Source organism: Mycoplasma miroungirhinis, assembly GCF_013008815.1.
Lineage (GTDB): Bacteria > Bacillota_I > Bacilli_A > Mycoplasmatales > Metamycoplasmataceae > Metamycoplasma > Metamycoplasma miroungirhinis.
The window spans coordinates 439,585-458,560 of record NZ_CP053097.1 but is presented as its reverse complement, the minus strand read 5'-3'; the positions used below and the strand labels follow the sequence as shown (position 1 = coordinate 458,560).

General features: G+C 21.9%; 10 protein-coding genes. All 10 read right to left on the bottom strand.

The window, feature by feature from the left end; translation table 4 throughout:
* Positions 1 to 168 precede the first annotated feature (168 nt).
* Positions 169 to 4,887 carry a coiled-coil domain-containing protein gene (locus tag HLA92_RS01965; protein ID WP_171113017.1) on the bottom strand — a complete coding sequence of 1,573 codons (4,719 nt, stop codon included), beginning with the start codon at positions 4,885 to 4,887 and terminating at the stop codon, positions 169 to 171.
* Between the two features lie 781 nt (positions 4,888 to 5,668).
* A complete protein-coding gene (locus HLA92_RS01960) occupies positions 5,669 to 7,903 on the bottom strand; it encodes a hypothetical protein (RefSeq protein ID WP_171113015.1) in 2,235 nt (744 codons plus the stop codon).
* A gap of 227 nt (positions 7,904 to 8,130) precedes the next feature.
* Positions 8,131 to 9,510, bottom strand: coding sequence for an MSC_0618 family F1-like ATPase beta subunit (locus HLA92_RS01955; protein WP_171113013.1), 1,380 nt, complete (start codon positions 9,508 to 9,510; stop codon positions 8,131 to 8,133).
* Positions 9,510 to 11,054, bottom strand: a complete 1,545-nt coding sequence (locus tag HLA92_RS01950) for an MSC_0619 family F1-like ATPase alpha subunit (RefSeq protein WP_171113011.1) — start codon at positions 11,052 to 11,054, stop codon at positions 9,510 to 9,512. The genes HLA92_RS01955 and HLA92_RS01950 overlap by 1 nt, the downstream gene beginning before the upstream one ends.
* A gap of 10 nt (positions 11,055 to 11,064) precedes the next feature.
* On the bottom strand, positions 11,065 to 13,149 hold the full coding sequence (locus HLA92_RS01945) for an MSC_0620 family F1-like ATPase-associated subunit (protein ID WP_171113009.1): 2,085 nt from the start codon (positions 13,147 to 13,149) through the stop codon (positions 11,065 to 11,067).
* A complete protein-coding gene (locus HLA92_RS01940; RefSeq protein WP_171113007.1) occupies positions 13,142 to 13,621 on the bottom strand; it encodes an MSC_0621 family F1-like ATPase epsilon subunit in 480 nt (159 codons plus the stop codon). The genes HLA92_RS01945 and HLA92_RS01940 overlap by 8 nt, the downstream gene beginning before the upstream one ends.
* Positions 13,611 to 14,522, bottom strand: coding sequence for an MSC_0622 family F1-like ATPase gamma subunit (locus tag HLA92_RS01935; protein WP_171113005.1), 912 nt, complete (start codon positions 14,520 to 14,522; stop codon positions 13,611 to 13,613). Before HLA92_RS01935 ends, HLA92_RS01940 begins: the two co-directional genes overlap by 11 nt.
* Positions 14,523 to 15,026 carry a DUF2714 domain-containing protein gene (locus HLA92_RS01930; protein WP_171113003.1) on the bottom strand — a complete coding sequence of 168 codons (504 nt, stop codon included), beginning with the start codon at positions 15,024 to 15,026 and terminating at the stop codon, positions 14,523 to 14,525. It lies immediately after the preceding gene.
* Positions 15,016 to 16,491 (bottom strand): MSC_0624 family F1-like ATPase-associated membrane protein, encoded by a 1,476-nt coding sequence (locus HLA92_RS01925; RefSeq protein ID WP_171113000.1) that lies wholly within the window; start codon positions 16,489 to 16,491, stop codon positions 15,016 to 15,018. Before HLA92_RS01925 ends, HLA92_RS01930 begins: the two co-directional genes overlap by 11 nt.
* A complete protein-coding gene (gene mip / locus HLA92_RS01920; protein WP_171112998.1) occupies positions 16,491 to 18,974 on the bottom strand; it encodes an Ig-specific serine endopeptidase MIP in 2,484 nt (827 codons plus the stop codon). Before mip ends, HLA92_RS01925 begins: the two co-directional genes overlap by 1 nt.
* Positions 18,975 to 18,976 lie beyond the last annotated feature (2 nt).

Genomic DNA, 18,976 nt, shown 5'->3' with positions numbered 1-18,976 from the left:
AGTATTATATCAACAATCAAAATATTTGATTTTAATTTCTTTCCTAGTTTATTTTAACTATTTTATGTTATTTTACTTAATAATATGTTCTAAAATGTTAAATATTTATAAAGCATTATTTAAAAACAAAAATCAAGTTCCAGTTCATTGTGGTACTTGATTTTAAATTTATTTTTTAATTACTAATCCTACAGTATTGTCATAATAATCTAGTCTTTCATATACTCCTAAACTATTTTTATCTGAAGATTTACCATCTCAAAATATTAACTGTGGATAGATAAATAAATCTGGTGTATATTTTATATATAGATCTATTTGATTGAAAAATTGAATAATCTTTTTTTCTACATAATCTCTAAATTTAATATATTCATTAACAATTGGTGTATCATTATCTCTTTTAATATCATTTTTAATTTTTGTAGGTTTAAATGATAATGGAAATCCATTTCCAGGTTTATTTTTAGTTAATGCATCTATCATTTTTTCGATATATTCTAAAAAGTTTAATTTTTGAGATGAAGTAGAATTTTTTAATTTTAAAGAATGTAGATCATTTGTCAATGTATAACTAGAACTTTGTCAATAATAATCAGATCTTGCTTTAAGTGTTAAATCCTCAGTTGTATTATTATTTTTTACTTGTAATGAACCATCATTTGATTTTATTTCATTTATAAAACTATAAATTCCGTGATTGTTATTTGTATTAGTTTCATATTTTTTAGCAGAAAATTGCATTTCATAAATATTATTATAAACATCTTTAAAATGTATATTTTCTTCTTGTTTATTTCAATTAGAAGGATATCTTATTTTAAATGTATCAAACTGTATTAATTGAAATGATGCAGATTTTAATATTTGATAATAATCATTTAACTTCTTATTTCATGGTTCATATGCAGCTATTTGTGGTAAAAGACCATATAACTTTCTAAATGCTTTAACATATTCACCTCATTTTGTTTTTTTCTCAAAACCAACATATTTGGATAGTATATTTTTTAATTTATACATTTCTGTTTCATATAATTTAACACCTTCATATACTATTTTTTTATACTTCTTATAATCTAAAATATTTAAAAATGTATGAGCATTTTGTTTAGTTTGATAATTGTTAAGAAAATCATTTTGTAAAGAATTATATACATTTACTGATGAATAATCTAGTGTATATTCTTCAATTCTTTTATTTATTAAATTATTTGAACCATTAAATCCATTTTCTGAATCTTGTATATTTGAATTTTTTAAAAATGTATCTGTAAGATCATGTAAATGTTGAGTGTATGTATTAATTGTTTCTTGTGGTAAATTGCTTTTTAAAACATAATTTTTTACTTCTGTATTTAAATCAATAGATTTAGAATTAACTTTGGTTTTTAATTGTTGAATTTCTGTTTTTAATTTAGGGATAGTATTTTTAGCATCATTGAATATTTGAGTATCATTTTTTATTAATGTAGTAGTTTTTAGAGCTTTTTCACCAATACTTTTACCTCATGAAGTTTCCACATTTAATCAACTACTTAATTCAGATTCTAATTGTTTTACATAATTTTCATGTTCTGTTATTTTTGCTAAAGCAGCTTCATGTTCTGTTCTATATTTTTCTTTATTAGAATTAATTTTTGAAATATGATTATTTACATTATTATTAATAGTTGCTATTAATTCCTTATATGAATCATTTGAATAATTCATTGAATCAAGTTGTGATTTTAATTTTTCTAATTCAGTATATTCATTTTGACTTTCTTGAATTCTATTTTCGTTTGGTTCATTTAATGCTGTTTGAATTTTTTCTTGAATCTTTTTAACAATTTCTTTATAAGCATTAGGAATTAATTGTTGATATGAAGTAATTGCGTTAGTAAATGAATTATCAATTAAGCTGTTATTTACATCACTTGTAAATTTATTATTAATTTTCTTCATTTCCTCTTCAATTCAAGAATCTATATTAATATCAGCAAAATCTGTTTTTATTTGAGTTTTAGCTGCATTTGCATTATTTTTTGCATTATTGAAACTATTAATTAAAGTTGTTCTTTGAACGTATTTATCTTTAATTTCAGTATATTTACTATTTAATGTAGCATATGAAGCTTCGGCTTGCTCTCTAGTTGGTTGATGAGTAGGAATTAATGATTTATTATCTTCAGTAGTTTTTGTAGATTCTAAAGCATTTTTTAAATCTTTATAATAATTATCAGAAGTTGATAATGTAGAAGTTATGTATGTTTTAACGTCTTCACTTAATTTTTTATATTTTAATCCCGCTACTTCTTTTATTTTATTATCTAAAGCTTCTTTTGCTAAAATATAATCACCTGAAACAATTGTATTATTATGAATCTTAGTATTTAATGCATTTTCTTGATGATTCTGTTCAGTTTCTAATTCATTTTTTCATTCATTATTTTCTTGTTTATTTTTATATTGATTATATTCATTAACTTTTGCATCATATCCTTGTTTTGCGCTTTGAATTTCTTGTTGTTTTTGATCTGCGTTAGTTTTAGCGGTTTTTAATGCTTCAGTTTTTTGTTTTAATTCACTAGTTGGTGTTGAATCAATATTATTTTCTTGAATTGTGTTTGTAGAAATTTTATTTTCTAAATCTTTTTGAATTTTGTTTTCTTCTGGTTTATATAATGATTCTTTTTTAGTTTTAGCTACTTCTAAAGCTTTTTTGTACTCAGCAAATACTTGATTATGAGTATTCTCAACATTTAAATTTAACTCTTTAATTTTATCTTTTGCTTGTTCATAAGCATCTTTTAGATTATCTAATGATGAATCTTGAGAATCTAAAACATTTTGAAGTTCTTTTTTTACTTTTACAATATCTTCTTTATATTTATTTTTTTTAGCATCATCATTTCCAAATTTTTGAGTTAATTTTTCATTAGTATCCAGAGTGTTTGCTAGTTCTTGTTCATATTCTTTTTGTTTTTGATTGGTTTCAGTAATTTTAGTATTTAAATTTAAACCATTTAAATTGCTAGTTGCTTTTTTAATTTCATCTGTAGTTGAATTTGAATTTTCTCTAATATCTTTATATTGTTTTAATGCTTTTACAATTGCTTTTTTAATTTGTTCTGTTGAACCATTATTTTTTAATGTTTCATATGCATCATCAAAAGCTTTTTTAGTTTTTACTTTATCTAAAGCATTTTGTAAGTTGTCTTTTTGAGTATTAAAATCAGAAGATTCAATAGTTTTATTAGTTTGTTTACCATCAATTATTGATTTTGCACTAGCTATTGAATTTTGTAGTTCAGTTGCATAAATAGGATAAGTGTTTTTAGCATCTGTTACTTCAACAACTTTATTATCATATCTTTGTTTTGCAGTTTGAATTTCTTGTTGTTTTTGAGTTGTTTGTTCTATTACCTTTTGCAATTCTCTTGTTTTTTGTCTTAATTCATTTGTTGGTGTGGAATCAATATTATTATTTTCAATTGTGTTTGTAGAAATTGTATCTTCAAGATCTTTTTGAATTTTGCTTTCTTCTGGTTTTATAATTGAATCCTTTTTAGATTTAGATTTTTTTAAAGCTTCTTTATATTTTCTAATAGCATCGTTATGAATAGTTTCAGTATCAGAATTTAAATCTTGGATTTTATCTTTTGCTGCTTCATAAGCATCTTTTAAATTATCTAATGATGAATCTTGAGAATCTAAAACATTTTGAAGTTCTTGTTTTACTTTTACAATATCTTCTTTATATTTATTTTTTTTAGCATCATCATTTCCAAATTTTTGAGTTAATTTAGTATCATCAAAAACTTGTGTTAATTGTTGTTCATATTCATTTTGTTTTTGATTAGTTTGAGTAATTTTAGTATCTAAACCAGAATTTCTTAAATCTTCTGTTGCTTGAATAATTTGCTCATAAGTTGATGATTGATTATCTCTAATATCTTTATATTGTTTTAATTCTTGTTCTAGTGCTTTTTTAATTTGTTTATTTGTAGCGGAATTTTTTAATGTTTCATATGCATCATCAAAAGATTTTTTGATTGAATCTTTTTGAGCTTTTTGATGGATTTTTTCAAGTTCTATTTTGGAAATTTCAAGTGCTTTTTGTTTTGCAATTTCTAATTCAACAATTAATTTTTCTTTTGCTTCTAAAATGTCTCCAACACTTGAAGTTTCAGGATCGATATGTTTAATAATTTCATCACGGTTGATTTCTTCATTTGATTTTAAATTATCATAAAAATCTTGTGAAGATAATGTTTGATTAATAAAGTCATTTAATTTCTTTAAAGCAGATTCAAAATCAACAAAATTCATTGCTTTAATATCATTATCTTGCAATGCTTTTGCCCTTTTAGTTTTTTCTAAATTGTCTTTAAGAATTTTGATTTGATTAATAATATTTGTATCGCTATTATCACTATCAACACTATTTTTAGCATCATTACTTGAGTTTTGAAGTCTGACTTTTAAATCCTTATATTCATCAAATTTTAAGTCTTTATCAATGTAATCTTTTATTTCTTTTTGTAATGAAATGTATTTTTCAAATAGTTTTTCTTTTTTATTTTCTATTATTGTTTGAAATTTATCTAATGCGAATTTAAGATTTTCTATTTTCATTTTAACTTTTTTAAATCTATCATTAAAAACATTTAAAACTGAATTATCATTTAAAATATTTTGCACAATTTGAGTTAAAAATGGATCATTTTTTAATGCACTCTTTTTAAAATTATCTAAATCAATTCATAGTCTTTGTTGTTCTTTAATTAAATTATTTAATCTAACTTCTTCAACAATGAAAGCAGTTGTAGTTGCAACTAAGATACCAGTTGATGTAGCTAATATACCACTTATTTTTTTTAATTTTTTTTGATTTGGTTTCATATTTTTCCAAACTATTATTTAAAAATATTTCCTAAATAAATTTTTTAATTTTTAGTATTTATAACAAAATTATATTCCAAAAAAAAAAAAAAAAGATTTTGTTGAAATATAATAAGTTTAGTAAATGCTACATTTTCAAAAAATTAATAAAAAAGTGAAAATAGAAGTATTTTTTGAGTAAATATCTGCATTTTTTTACTTGTTTGATGAATTTTTTTAAAACTTTCAGTGTGTGTTTATTATTAGTTTTTGGTTCTTAAAATTAAATAATTTTTATATTTTTAGTTACGTTTTTTATTCATTTTCTTTGACAAATAAAAACAACCATTTTTTAAAATATTATATAAGGATAAAAAACTGGATTGATTTATATTCAAACTATTTTTATGTCTTATATATTTTTATCTTTATTTTTTTATTTAATTTTTGAATTAATTCTCTTTTTGTGCTTTTTTTCGTTATTAAATAAACATATTTATGACTATGTCTTTTAATGATTTTATAATTTTTGTCTATCTATAATTTTTATAATAATTTTTAATCCTTTTTATTCTTACAATTTTGTTTTTTTAAATTAATTAACTTCTTTTCAAAATATTAAAAAATATTTTTTGATAATTTTTTTCAACTTAGTTAAGTAATATTTTTATCCAAAAATCTAAGTTAAAAAAATAAGATAATTATTTTAAGCATTATCTTATTTGTGTTTTGTAATATTATTAATTTAAGTCATTTACTTCGATTAAAAATTGAAAATTTCTATAAAAGTTCTTTATAGTATTTATTTTATATAAAATGAATCTCGTTTATGGTAATAATTTAATTTATTAGGTACAGATATTGCATGTGTAGATGAACTTTGATTATTAATTCCATCTCATAAGACTAATTGTTTAAATTCACCATTTGTAGGTGTATATCTATTTTCTATATACTCAAAATAGGTTTTTATTATATTGTGTATTTTATCTTCATGAGTTTTTCATGTAGTATCGTAATTATTATTCAAATAACCAACACTAGTAATATTATTATATTCTCTAACTAATCTATCATTATTATCATTTAAAGGAATATTTAATTTATGCAATAATGATTCAATTATTCGTTTGATAAATTCATTAAATGAAAGACTATCTTCATTATCATTAATTTTTAATGCATTTCATTTGTATTTATTATTTCAATAATATTGTGAATAATTATCTAATCTTCAATATTTCTTAAAGGTAGTTGCAGACATTGTACCCCTATGTGCTTCTATTTCTTGAATAAACATATTCATACTTAATCTAATATCATCTTTATTGGAAATGTTTTTTAGACCATATTTGTCGAATTTTTGGAATTGAACTAAATCTTCAGCAACATCTTTATAATGTAAGATATTGTAATGACTTTGACCATTTTGAGTTGTATGAATTTGATAACTATCAAAATTTTCATAATAATTTACACCAATTTGCATTTCATAAAAATAATAACTAAAAATATCATATCAGTCTTTAAATCCAGAAACTAAATGAACATATCTATATAATTCTCTAAATTTTTGTACAAATGTTCCAGGTTGATGATTATCATTGTATCCAAATAATATTTTTAATTGAGCTTTTAATTTATACATTTCTTTTTCATAAGATTCAACAGATTTATACCAAATATTTCTATAAGTTACATAATCTTCAAAGTTTATATCTTTTTGAACTGGTTGTTCGCCATTAGTTGTTGGTGGATTGTATTTTGCATCATAATTATCTATAAAATTATGTTTAACATCACTATATAAGTGATTTGTACTTTCATCTCTAGTAACACCTTCTACATGTATAGGTGTATATCTACCATTAAATCCATTTTCAGGTTTTTCTATTTCGGTTATGTGTATTCAGGTAATTGCGGTAGCTTTAAATGAATTTAAATTATTTTTCATTTGATTTGAATCTAATTTACCAAATTCATGATTATTAACTTCTTTATTTTGCATTATAGATTTACTTTGTGCTTTAGTATCATAAGCAGGTAATGCATTATGTAATTCTGTAATTTTTTCTTTAAAATATTTTTTATCTTTAGATAAAGTATTGTGATTTGGATCGACAATAGAATCACTTTTATCTTCATGTTGTCTTTTTAAATTAGTAGATTTACCTCATGTATTTGTATAATCTACAATCTTATCTAATGTAGTTGTTAAACCATCTACATATGTTTTTTCCTTTGCTAGTTTATCAACTGCTTTAGAATGTTCTGCATTGTATGCTTTTATATTATCATCAATAGTTTTAATATGTTGTTTTAATGAACTACTAATTTCTTTATTTTGAGTTTTTAATTGATTTATATCATTGTTACTTTTTAAAGTAGTTAATCTATTTTTTAATTCCTTTAACTGATTATAAGCGTTAGCGCTTTCAGTTACTCTATCGCTTTCTGGTAATTTTAATTTGTCTTCAATTTCTTTAAGCATTTTATCAATTAATTTTTTTTGTGCATTAACTTTAAGATTATTTAGTTCATTAGTTCAAGTTGTAAACATAACATCACTTAAAGTTGAAGGATTATGATTAATTGCATCTTTTCTTTTTTGGTCTATTTTAGTTATTTCTGAATTAAATCAAGTTTGAATGTCATTATTTTCATTAGTAAATTCATTTTTATCTGCTTCTGCTTGTTGTTTTGCACTATTATATGAATTAACTAAACGTTGACGAGTTGCAACCTTAGTTTTTGTGTCATTATATTTATCATTTAATGCTTTATAAGCATCTGAAACTTGTTTAACACTTGGCTTACGCTGAGGTAAAGCAATATTATCCTGTGTTGTTTTGGTATTTTCAAGGTTAGTTTTTAAATCTTTATAATTTTCATCTTTAATTGGACTAGTAGTTAAATAAGTATTAACTTCATTACTTAATGATTGATATACATTTGCTGCTTTTGTTTTTAAAGCATCTGTTGCAGTGTTATATGAATTAGCATCAATTGTATTATTATCTATTTTACTTTTTAACATTGTTTTATGATTTTAAATAAGTGAAATAAAAATAAACATTTTTTATTAAAGACTATTAATTTTTTTAATAAAAGAGAATTTATAGAAATCACTAAGATATTGATAATGGTATATAAAATAACTAAAAAATGAAAAATGGTTCAAAAAAACCATTTTTGCATTTTTTGATTATTTTTTAGAAACTTAGAATATTTTAAAACTAAGAAAACATAGCTAATGCTATATTTTTATAATCCTAAATCTTTATCAGTTGGAATTTCAAGTCCACTTCCTACATAAGCAAAGATTTCAGGACTTTGTTTTAAATATTCACCATTTAAAATTTTTCAAACACTTTCGACTGTGTCTTTTAGTTTAACAAATTCACCTTTTTGTTTTGTAAAGTGTTCTGTCATAAAGAAGTATTGGGTAAAGAAGTTTTCAAGTTGCATTGCTTTTTTAACAATAATTTTGTTTTCTTCATCTAGTTCATCAAAACCTAAAATTAAAATAACATCTTCTAGATCTTTATAAGCTTTTAGAATTTTTTTAGTTTCTAAAATTGCTTCTAAATGTCTTTTACCTATAATTTCTTCATTTACTGAGTTTGAATAACTTTTTAAAGGATCAAATGCTGGGAAAATATTTTTTGCAGTTTGTAATCTTGATAAAACTAATGTTGCGTCAAGGTGATTAAAGACAGCAACAGCAGAAGGATCATTTAAATCATCCATAGGTAAGAACATAGTTTGAAATGAAGTAATAGATCCATTTTCATTTTTGTACATTCTATTTTCAATATTAGCAATATCACTTTCAAGTGTTGATTGGTAACCTCCAACAGATGGTTTTTTACCTAATGTTGAAGATACTTCATTTTCAGCTTGAATGAAACGATAGATATTATCTATAAATAATAAAACATTTTCTTTTTGTGTATCTCTTAAGTATTCAGCAGCTGTTATTCCAATTGGAACAATTGACATTCTCGCACCTGGAGATTCATTCATTTTTGAAATAAACATAATTGAATCCTTTAGAAGATTTGAATCTTTTAGTTCTTGATATAGTTCAATTCCTTCACGTGAACGTTCTCCTGAACCTATAAAAATGTTTGAAGTTTTAGTTTCCTTTGAATTAATATTAAAAATTAATTCTTTCATTAAAACTGTTTTTCCAACACCAGCTCCACCAAAGATACCAATTTTATATCCCTTAATAATAGGAATAAAGAAATCTATTGCTTTAATTCCTGTTTCAATTATTTCTTTTTTATTATCTAATGATTTAATTTGATTAATTGTTGAATTCATTTCAACATAATCAATAGATTTAGAAGTAGTTGGTAATAAAGGTTTACCTTCAAAAGTATAAATGTTATTTTTTGAGTTTTTACCAACTGGGACCATAAAGCTTTTGTTTGTATTAATAACTTGATCAGAAATAGAAATGGGTTGATAAGCATAAATTACAATCGCTCTAACTGTTTCAAAATCTAAAATTCTTTTAACAAGTAAATATGTTTTTCCGTCATGAAGAGTTAATAAGTCATTAATTTTAGGTAAATTATTAGTTGCAAATTTTATTTCTAAAACATCTAAATTGAATTTAATTATTTGTCCAGTCATTATATATCTCCTAATTTCTTTGCAATTGTTGTTAGATATTCATTATCAAATTCAATAAATTTATTATCTATTTTAATATTTCAATCTATATTTATAAAGTTTGCGTATTGTTTTAAAGCAAAAGCAAAATAGTTTTTAGTTAATTTATCATCATATGTTGTGTTATTTAAAATAGCATTGTATAACTCTTGAGCTTGTTTATCAGTTTGAATTAATAAATCAATAAACTTCATTGCTTTTGCATCGTCTTTAATTCCACTAAATAATCCTCAAGTAATAATTTTTGAAGTTAGTAAAATTAATTTTTCAGAATAAACACTAATTCCTCTTTGGAAAAACATTTTTTCAATCATTTTTCCTTTATAAATTAATTGTGTTGTTTCGTAATTAAAATCATAATCTAAAGAAGCTAATTTTAATTGACGACGATATTTACGATATATTTTATTAATTTCTGAAGCTACTTTAGTAATTTTAATATCTTGAACACTTGAACCTGTTCTAGATACTGATAAATCAATATTAATAGCTGGTAATTTACCTGCATTAAACATATCAGAACTTGTTACAATTTGACCGTCTGTAATAGAAATAATATTTGATGAAATTAATGAAGTAATATCACCATCTATTGTTTGTAAAATAGGTAATGCGGTAATTGTTTTTTTGTTTTTGAAATTTCCGGCTCTTTCTAATAGTTGTGAATGAGCAAAGAAAATATCTCCTGGCATAGCTTCTTTTCCTACTGGACTTTCACTTAGTAAAGCTATTTCTCTAAAAATGTTAGCATGTTTAGTTAAATCATCAAAGATAATTAAGACATCATTTTTTTGAGATATATTTTCTGCATGAGCCATTCCTACATAAGGTGCTAAATATTGATCATATACTGAATTTGAATCAGCTTCAATAATAATTGTGTTTTTTAATGCATTATGTTGTTTTAAAGTTTGATAAATAGTTGATATATTATCTCTTTTTTGACCGATTGCTACATAAATACATTTAACATTTTTGTTTGTTTGATTGATTATAGTGTTTAATGCGATATGTGTTTTACCAGTTTGACGATCTCCAATGATTAATTGTCTTTGTCCTTTTCCGATTGGAATTAGTAAATCAATTACATTAATTCCTGTATATAATTGTTCATTTAGTGTTTGAACACTCATTAAATCGTGAGCTAATTTAAAAATTGGACTTGAAGTTTGTTTTTCATCAAATGATGGTTTAGAAATAAATTCCGGATTTATAACATTACCTGCTATATCGATAATTTTTCCAAAGTACTTTTCATCAGTATAAACATTAAAAGTAGTTTCTACTAATTCAATTTCATCTCCTATGCTTAAAGATGAACTTTTATCATTTGATAGTAATAAAGCTTTATCTTTTGAACCGTTTATTAAGATTAAATTAACATTTGGATGATTTTTGGCTTTAAACATTTGTTTTTGTTTGTATTCAAATTCACCTGAAACTTCAACTATATAATCAAAAATTGCGGTTATTTTTGGATTTTTTAAATTTGTGTTATTTTTCATAATTATTCCTTTAAATTAATAATAGTACTATTGATGTAATAAATAAAATTGCTATAAATGTAAATAATAAAATATGAGCTAATAAAATCTTTTTATTTTTTAATGTCTTTTTAAAAATTAACATTAATGTTATATTGACGATGAAAATAATAAAGCTAATAGATAAAATAATGCTAGAAATTACTGTCTTTTTATTATTTAAATTTTGTGTATTTTCATTTATAGTATTTTTAGTAACTTCAATAGAATTTAAAAATTCTGCTTGATTTTTGTCGTCTATTTCTTTAATAGTTGAAATATCACGTAAATTTTTAAAATTATTAGTTATTTTACTCAATAAATTAGTATATCCATTAAATCAATTTACTCTACTATATGATTTTGAATTTGATAAACTTATTAATCTAAAAATATCTTTTTCAATGATTTTCATTAGTTTATCAATTAAATGAATATCTTGGTTTGTGGTGTTAAAGTTTTTTATAACAATTTCTTTATTAAAATTATAAAATTCTGTTTTATAAATATCTAAAATATTTTCAAAAGTTTTTGCTAATTTAGTTCATGGACTAATATCTTCAAATTTTATGGAAGAAGTAGCATCTAAAAATAATTCACTAATATAATCTGATGATTTTGATAATATGTTATCTAAGTCGTTTTCAAAATTATTTGTATTTTGATAATTATTTATAAAATCTTCTTGTGCTTTTACATAATCATCTGAATGTATTAATTTAGTAAATGCATCTACTAAACCAAACACATTAGAAATTAGATTTTCTTCACCTAGTTCTTCATATTTTAATTTTTCATCTAAACCTAATGATTTATAAAGTTGAATTGATAAGTTTTTAACAACATCAATTTGTTTAGAATATATACTTTGACGATTTTTAAATTCTGTTGTGTTATTTATTTCAAATTCTTGTTTATATATTCTTTCAATTTTTGTATCATTTAAATCTTTTACAGATACAGTTGCAATATTTTGATCATTGTCTTTTGTAATTGAATTTACTTTATAAACATAACGAGTATTAATAGGGTTGTTGAAAAAGAAAATATCTTCTGAATTATTACTTGACATTAAAGAACTTAAATTATTAAAATCTAAATTAGTATATTGACTTTTGATTTGAGGACTTAATGCTGGTATTGCTTCAATTACTTGATCTATTTGATTTGGATTTTTAATTGCTTTATCAGGTATTAAAGGTAAAATTGGCTTAGTAGGCGGCTTATTTTGCTGATTTTTCTTTTGTTGTTGTTGCTCAGTAAATTGCTGATTTTGAGTTAAATCATATTCTAAAAATCTTGGTTTAATTTTACTTATAAAATATGAATCTCAATTATCAAAATCTTTAGGATTAGAAACAAAAAAACCATTTATTTTTTGTGATCCAGAGTTTATGTCTTTATTTTCTAAAAAGATTTTGTCATCTAATTGTAAAACATCTTCATTTGCTGCAATTATACTTTTTATTTTAGATAATAAATTTTCTCTATAACTTTTAATAGTTTCTTCAAATTCTTTATCAGTTACATAATTGGCTTCATTTGCTTCTTTTTTTGATGCTTCAGGACCTAAAGCTCGATCGTATTTAGTTTTTTCATCATTTTGAATACCAAAAATAACACCATTAAATTTTTTATTATTTAAAGTAACTGAACCATTAGCATATTCTTTTTCACGCGCTAAGACATTAGGGAATGTGACATAAAAACCGAATTGATCTGGATTTGTTTTTATTTTTTCTTTATTATTTTCAAAAAATTCTTTTAATTTTGAAAAATATATAACTTTTGACAATTTTTGTTTATATTCTGTTTTATCGTCATTTTGTATTTTTAATAATTCATCTTGTAGAAATCCTTGAACTAATTTAAGCATATCATCAATTATTTGTTTTTGTGTATCATCTGAAATTTGTCTAAAAGTTGAAAAATTATCACTTATTTTTTGAGGTGCAGGTGTTGGTTGTTTATCTTTATTTTCTTTATCATCAGTATCACCTGCAGCACTTAATGTAATAAAAGGTATTGTTGAAACTGCAAGCATAGGTAAAGATAGTAATTTATATTTTTTAATCATTAATATCCCCCTCATAATCAACTAAATATAAAAGTTGTTTTAATTTTAATTGATATTGTTTTGTTTCTAAATTAGATAGTTTAATTAGTTGTTCAACTTCTAAACCTAAATTTGTATAAGCTTTATAGTAATTTATTTGTTTTGTTACTTCTTTTAATTGCTCTTTATTTTGTTTGAGATTAAAGTTATTTTTATCACTTACTAATAAATTAATGTTTGCAAATGTATTTATTTCGATTAAATTGTTTTTAACTATAAAATCACTATTTTCTAAAAATACATAAAATGTTTTCTCATTAAAATGGTTAATAATTTTAATTAATGTGTTCTTATAACTTGCAAGCGAATTATTTTCTAAAAAAATTCATTGATCTTCTTGGTTTAAATTTATAAACAAGGAAGCATTTTTAGCATTAACTGATTTTGATGAAAGAGATGAAATATGAATATTAAATTTTGGATTATTTTTCATTGTTATTTTTTGTTTCCTTTGATTTTGTAAAATACATAACTATATCTTCAATTTCTTTTTCTCTTTTTGCTTTTATTATATGTTTGTGCATTTTATCTATTTCTTCATCTAATTGATTTATTATTTGGTTGGCAGTTATTAAGTTATTTTTAGCATTAAAGAAATTAGATTCAATAATAAGTGATTGAATTGCATTTTCTAAAAAAATATTAACTTCATTTTCAATGAATGCTGTTAAATCTGGATAAATTTGAAAATTTTTAACTTCATTATTAAATGTTTCATTTTTATTAAAAATAAATTTATTAATATCAAATTTTTCAAGTGGTAATAATGTAAATTCTTGTTTTTTATTTTTATTTGTATTAATTACCATTTGAACAGATGAATATTTGTTTTCTAAATATAGATGTTTTATTAAATAACTTAATTTAATAGCTAAATCATCAGTTTTTTCATCATTTGTATAATTTTTTAAAACATTTAACTTATTTTCTAAAGAAAATTCATAAGCTCTTGAACCAATCGTAATAAAATCATTGTTTGATTTTGTTATTTTACTTAAAATTAATTTTTCATATCTTGAATATGAATCTGTTGAGTGTTTTTGTTCTTCTGTTAAATAGATTCATAATCTTTTCTCTTTATTAAAGAATTTTGAAATTTTTGTATTTTTATTTGTAAAAATTAAATTTTTTGATGTGATAAAAGAATTTTTAACACTGTATTCATTTTTTAAAGCCATTAATGTTTCTTTATTAAATAAAGCTTTATTAACATAAAATTGCATTTTTTTGTTTAATTTTAAAATATCAATTAGCAAAATATTTTTTTTGTTAGTGACGTCTTTATAAATTTTTTCGAGATTTTTTTTACGTTGTTTTTCTTTTTCTAAATACATTTAAATTCTTTCAACATTTTCTTTGCTAAATAATAGTTTTAAATTATTTGTTTCTTTAGATTTGAAAATTGCTAATTCATAAAATATTTCAACACTGAAGTTTTTATCTAATAAATTTGTTAATTCATTATTAAACAATATTAAAAATTTATTAAATTCTTCATTTTTATCTTGATAAAAATTTAGAGTAGTATTAGATGATTGTTCAGTTGTAGTAATCATTGGAATTAAAACGTCATTGCTAAATTTTAGATTAATATTAAAAGTAATAACAAAGTTTTTAAACAATAAATCTCATTTATTTGTCAATGCTTTTTTAAATTTTTCGACAAATTCTACATAAATTGGGGAATTAAAACCTAAACCCATTTTCAGTAAGATAGTTGCTGATAATTGCTCAAATGTAATAAAATTATCGCTTTCAATAATATTTGTATAATCTTTGTATAAATCAAATGTATTTATTTCTTCTTTGATTTGTTGTTTTTTTAATTTAAATTTCATGAGATACCTCTTTTTGTGGTGAATATTTAGCTAATTTATTAAATTCAATTCAAAATCTAACTGATTGAGTAATTAAAATACTTAAACTAAATATTAATAATAAAACAGTAAAGATTTCATCTAGTGACATATTTATTGAGATGTAATTAAAATTATTATTTGAATTACTTAATGCAATTACATTAATAGTATTTACGAAAATCATTACACTTATTAAGACAAAGTAACTAAATGCAAATAATAAGTTAATTCTAGATGTATATTTTATATTTTTTAAGTAATGAATAGTAAATGTAATAATTACAAAAATTAATGTTATAAATAAAATACTATTGTTAATTAGTTGATTTTCATTTAAAAATGTTTGTAATCAATAAGTTAATCAGAAAATAATTTGTAAACTTCAAAATAATGTTGAATTTATTAATGCACTTTTTATATTTCATTTTTTAGTGAATGTAATAACTAAATATAAAGTTAAAGCAGTAATAGGAATTATTAAAAATAATAAATATAAATAATTAGTTGCAATAGGTTGTGAATCTACATAACTTATTGGTGTTTGAATTTGGTTAAATGTAGTTAGTACTCATAATACTAATGGAATAAATACAATCAAAACAGTTCTTAAATTACTTTTTATATATGGTATTGCTTTGTTTTTATCTATTAATAATCAAAATACATTTATAAAACTAAAAAATAAAGTAAATAATGCAAATAATATAAATACAATAATGATTATAAAATTAGTTACACTTTTTATTGAAAATAAATTAGTTATAAAATCGTAAAATTTATTTGATTCAACTAGTAAATAAAAATCATTGTCTAATCTTGCACTAAATTTTCAAGCTAATAATGTAGAAAAAATAAATAAAACAATAATAAATTTAGCAATTAAACTAATAAATACTCATTTGCTATTTTTGTTTTCTTCTGGTGATATTTTTTTATTAACAAAATATAAATAAATACTATAACTTGCATCAACTATATAAATAATAATTAGACTAAAACATAGATATAAAAGATTTGTTGTATAAGTTTTATTTAAAACAAAAAATAAAACAAGAGCTGAAATTGCAATACTTATATAAAAAATATATCAAGGTAAATATTTTTTAGTTTTTTGTTTATTTAAAACTAAATCTGTATGCGTTTTTATAAGTGGATAGAAAAATAAAATACATAAAAATACAAAACGAATTAAAATTAATAAATTAATTTGTTTAAATAATGGATTTTCAAAATTAAAGAAATATTGAATATCATTATTAGGTAAAAGATTTTTTGCAAATATAGTATTGCTTGCAAAAATGAAAATAAATAATGATCCAACTAACAATAACATTTGAACAATTATTTTATATATTTTTGTTTGTTGATTTTTTATATGTAGTAGTTTTAATGATTTGTAATCATCGAAAGTTTGCTGAGTTTGTATGTTTCTTTTAAATAACATTATTTGTCCATTTCCTTAAATTTAAATTCTTTTGGTATATCGTTAATTGAAAATCCTGTTTTAAATAATCAAGTATGTCCTAATTTTTTATTATTATGTAATTTTTCTAATGCTTCTCTATATGATGTTTTTTGGTTTTTACCTCCACCATAAATTAAGTCATATTGAGGTAAGTTATATTTTCCAAAAGCACCTTGATAATCAAATCCTTCAGATCTTAATGCAACAACAAAATCTGTTTTGGCAGCATCAATTATTGTACTATGTAATCCAATTATTTTATTGTCTTGATTTCTTACACTTGAACCTGATGATCCACCTGTTGGAACAAAGTGTCTTAACATATATTGAAGACCAGTGTTAAAATATTGTTTATATTCACCTTTTTCATTATAAGTTTCATATAATTCATTACCTCTAATTGGAGCAACTAAAAATGCGTCATTTATACCTGGTTTATTAGAAAATGTCCTTAATCCAATTTGATAAGATAAATAATTTCCTTTATCTAATCTATCTTGTTTAATATTTGAAGGTCCATCTTCACCTTGAGTATCTGCATAATAAAATCTATAATCTGAATTTACTCATAATGAACTAGTTCCTTTTTTTGCATCATATTCTTTTTTATCTTCATTTGGGCTTAAGAAAAAGTCATTAGTTGAAACAGGATATCCTAGAGCAAATAATTCATCTGTTTGTTTCTTTTCTTGATTTGGTAAATAAATAAGTTGATAATCAATTTTGTCATAATTTTCTAAATATGATGTAGATAAAAAGTTTGATTTTTTATTATCAGGGAGATTATAATAATCGTTTGTAATTTCTTTTACTTTTGTTTGAATATCAGTTGGTCGATCAGTTATAACTTCATTATTATTTTTAAATAATTCTTCAAAATCAACTTCAATAACTGCAAAATCTGCCATTTCTTCTACATCTTTATATTTTTCTTTTAAGTTATTTGCTAAAAAATCAGAAGGAGAAGTATTTAAATAATCTAATGCATCATATACTTTAGTTACATATTGTTTAACACCATTACCACTAAATGAATATGTTTTATAATGTGTATCAAAACCTGTTGTTTTTAATTTTGTATTAATTCCCACATTAGAATTTAATCTTGTTAATGAAAATCCACTAAATGTAGGATTTGACATTAATTTTGCGACATGTGAATTTGTTGCAAAAAATCATTTTGTTGGATAATCTTGTCCTTGTGGAATTTCATAATCTATTAATCATAAAGTTCCTGATGCTGAAAATAATTTGTTACCTTTTGCTTGTTCTTTAAATTTTTCAATTTCTTTTGTATATTCATTAATAATAAATTGTTTTGTATAACCATTAATTTTTTGAATTTCTTGATCTAGTTCTGCTATTTTTTTACGGTGTTGATTTGTTAGAGATTCTTTATCTTTTATATTTTGAGTTTTAGATAATTTAATTTGATATAAATTTTCTTCTCTTTGTTTATTGTCTTCCACTTCTTTAATAGAATTTTGTTTAAATTTAGTTAATTTAGGATCATTTTCTGTTCATTTAGAAACTTCTTCAATTGCTCTTTGGTATGATGATATTTCTTTTTCCAATTTATTTTGATATGTAAAATCACCAATAAATGTTTGTAATGCTATATCTTTATATTTTTGATTAGGTAGCATTCTAGCTAAACCAACTGATTGAAAAGGATCTCTATCTCCTATAAAATCAATATTTGAAAATAATTCAGGCGCTGCAGTTGGAGTTAATGATAAACCTTCTATGTCTCCATTTTCTTTATAAACTGGTAATGTAAAGCCTTTGTATGCACTATTTTCATAATTATCGATGCCAATAGTTTTTGCTATATAGTTAAATTTAGATGCATGATTGGGATTATATTTTAAATCAGGTCTAACTTGATCTACTGGTTGATTTTGATATTGTCTTTTTAAACCAGCAATATATTTATCATTATCTTCTTTAAATCTTTGTGCTTGAGATAAGTTTTGATACTCACTTAGTTTATCATTTGTAATATTTGGATTGTATTTAATTGTTCCATCATCAGAAATTCCATTTATTGTTTTTTTAAATCCTGTTAATGGATATTTTTTAAGAGTTTTATTATTTGTTTTTTTATTAGTAATTTCAATTGATAAAGATAAATTACCTGTTGCATTATTTTCTTCTATAACATCTAAAAGACGAATAGAAATTTGTGATTCAAATTGTTTTTTAACTTTAATATCTAAAAGTAGATTTTGTTGAGATTTTATTGTTTCTGGACTGTAATCTTCTTTTTTACCTTGTTTTAAATTGAAGTCATATAGTTCATCAAATGATTTATTTTCTATTAAATCATCTTTATTATTAGTATCAATGGTGTTGTTTGTATTTGTATTATTATTACTATTATTTGAACAGCTAATTGCTAATAATGGTGGAATAGTAGCTAAAGTAATTAAAACAGGTAAAATATATTTTAATTTTTTCATTA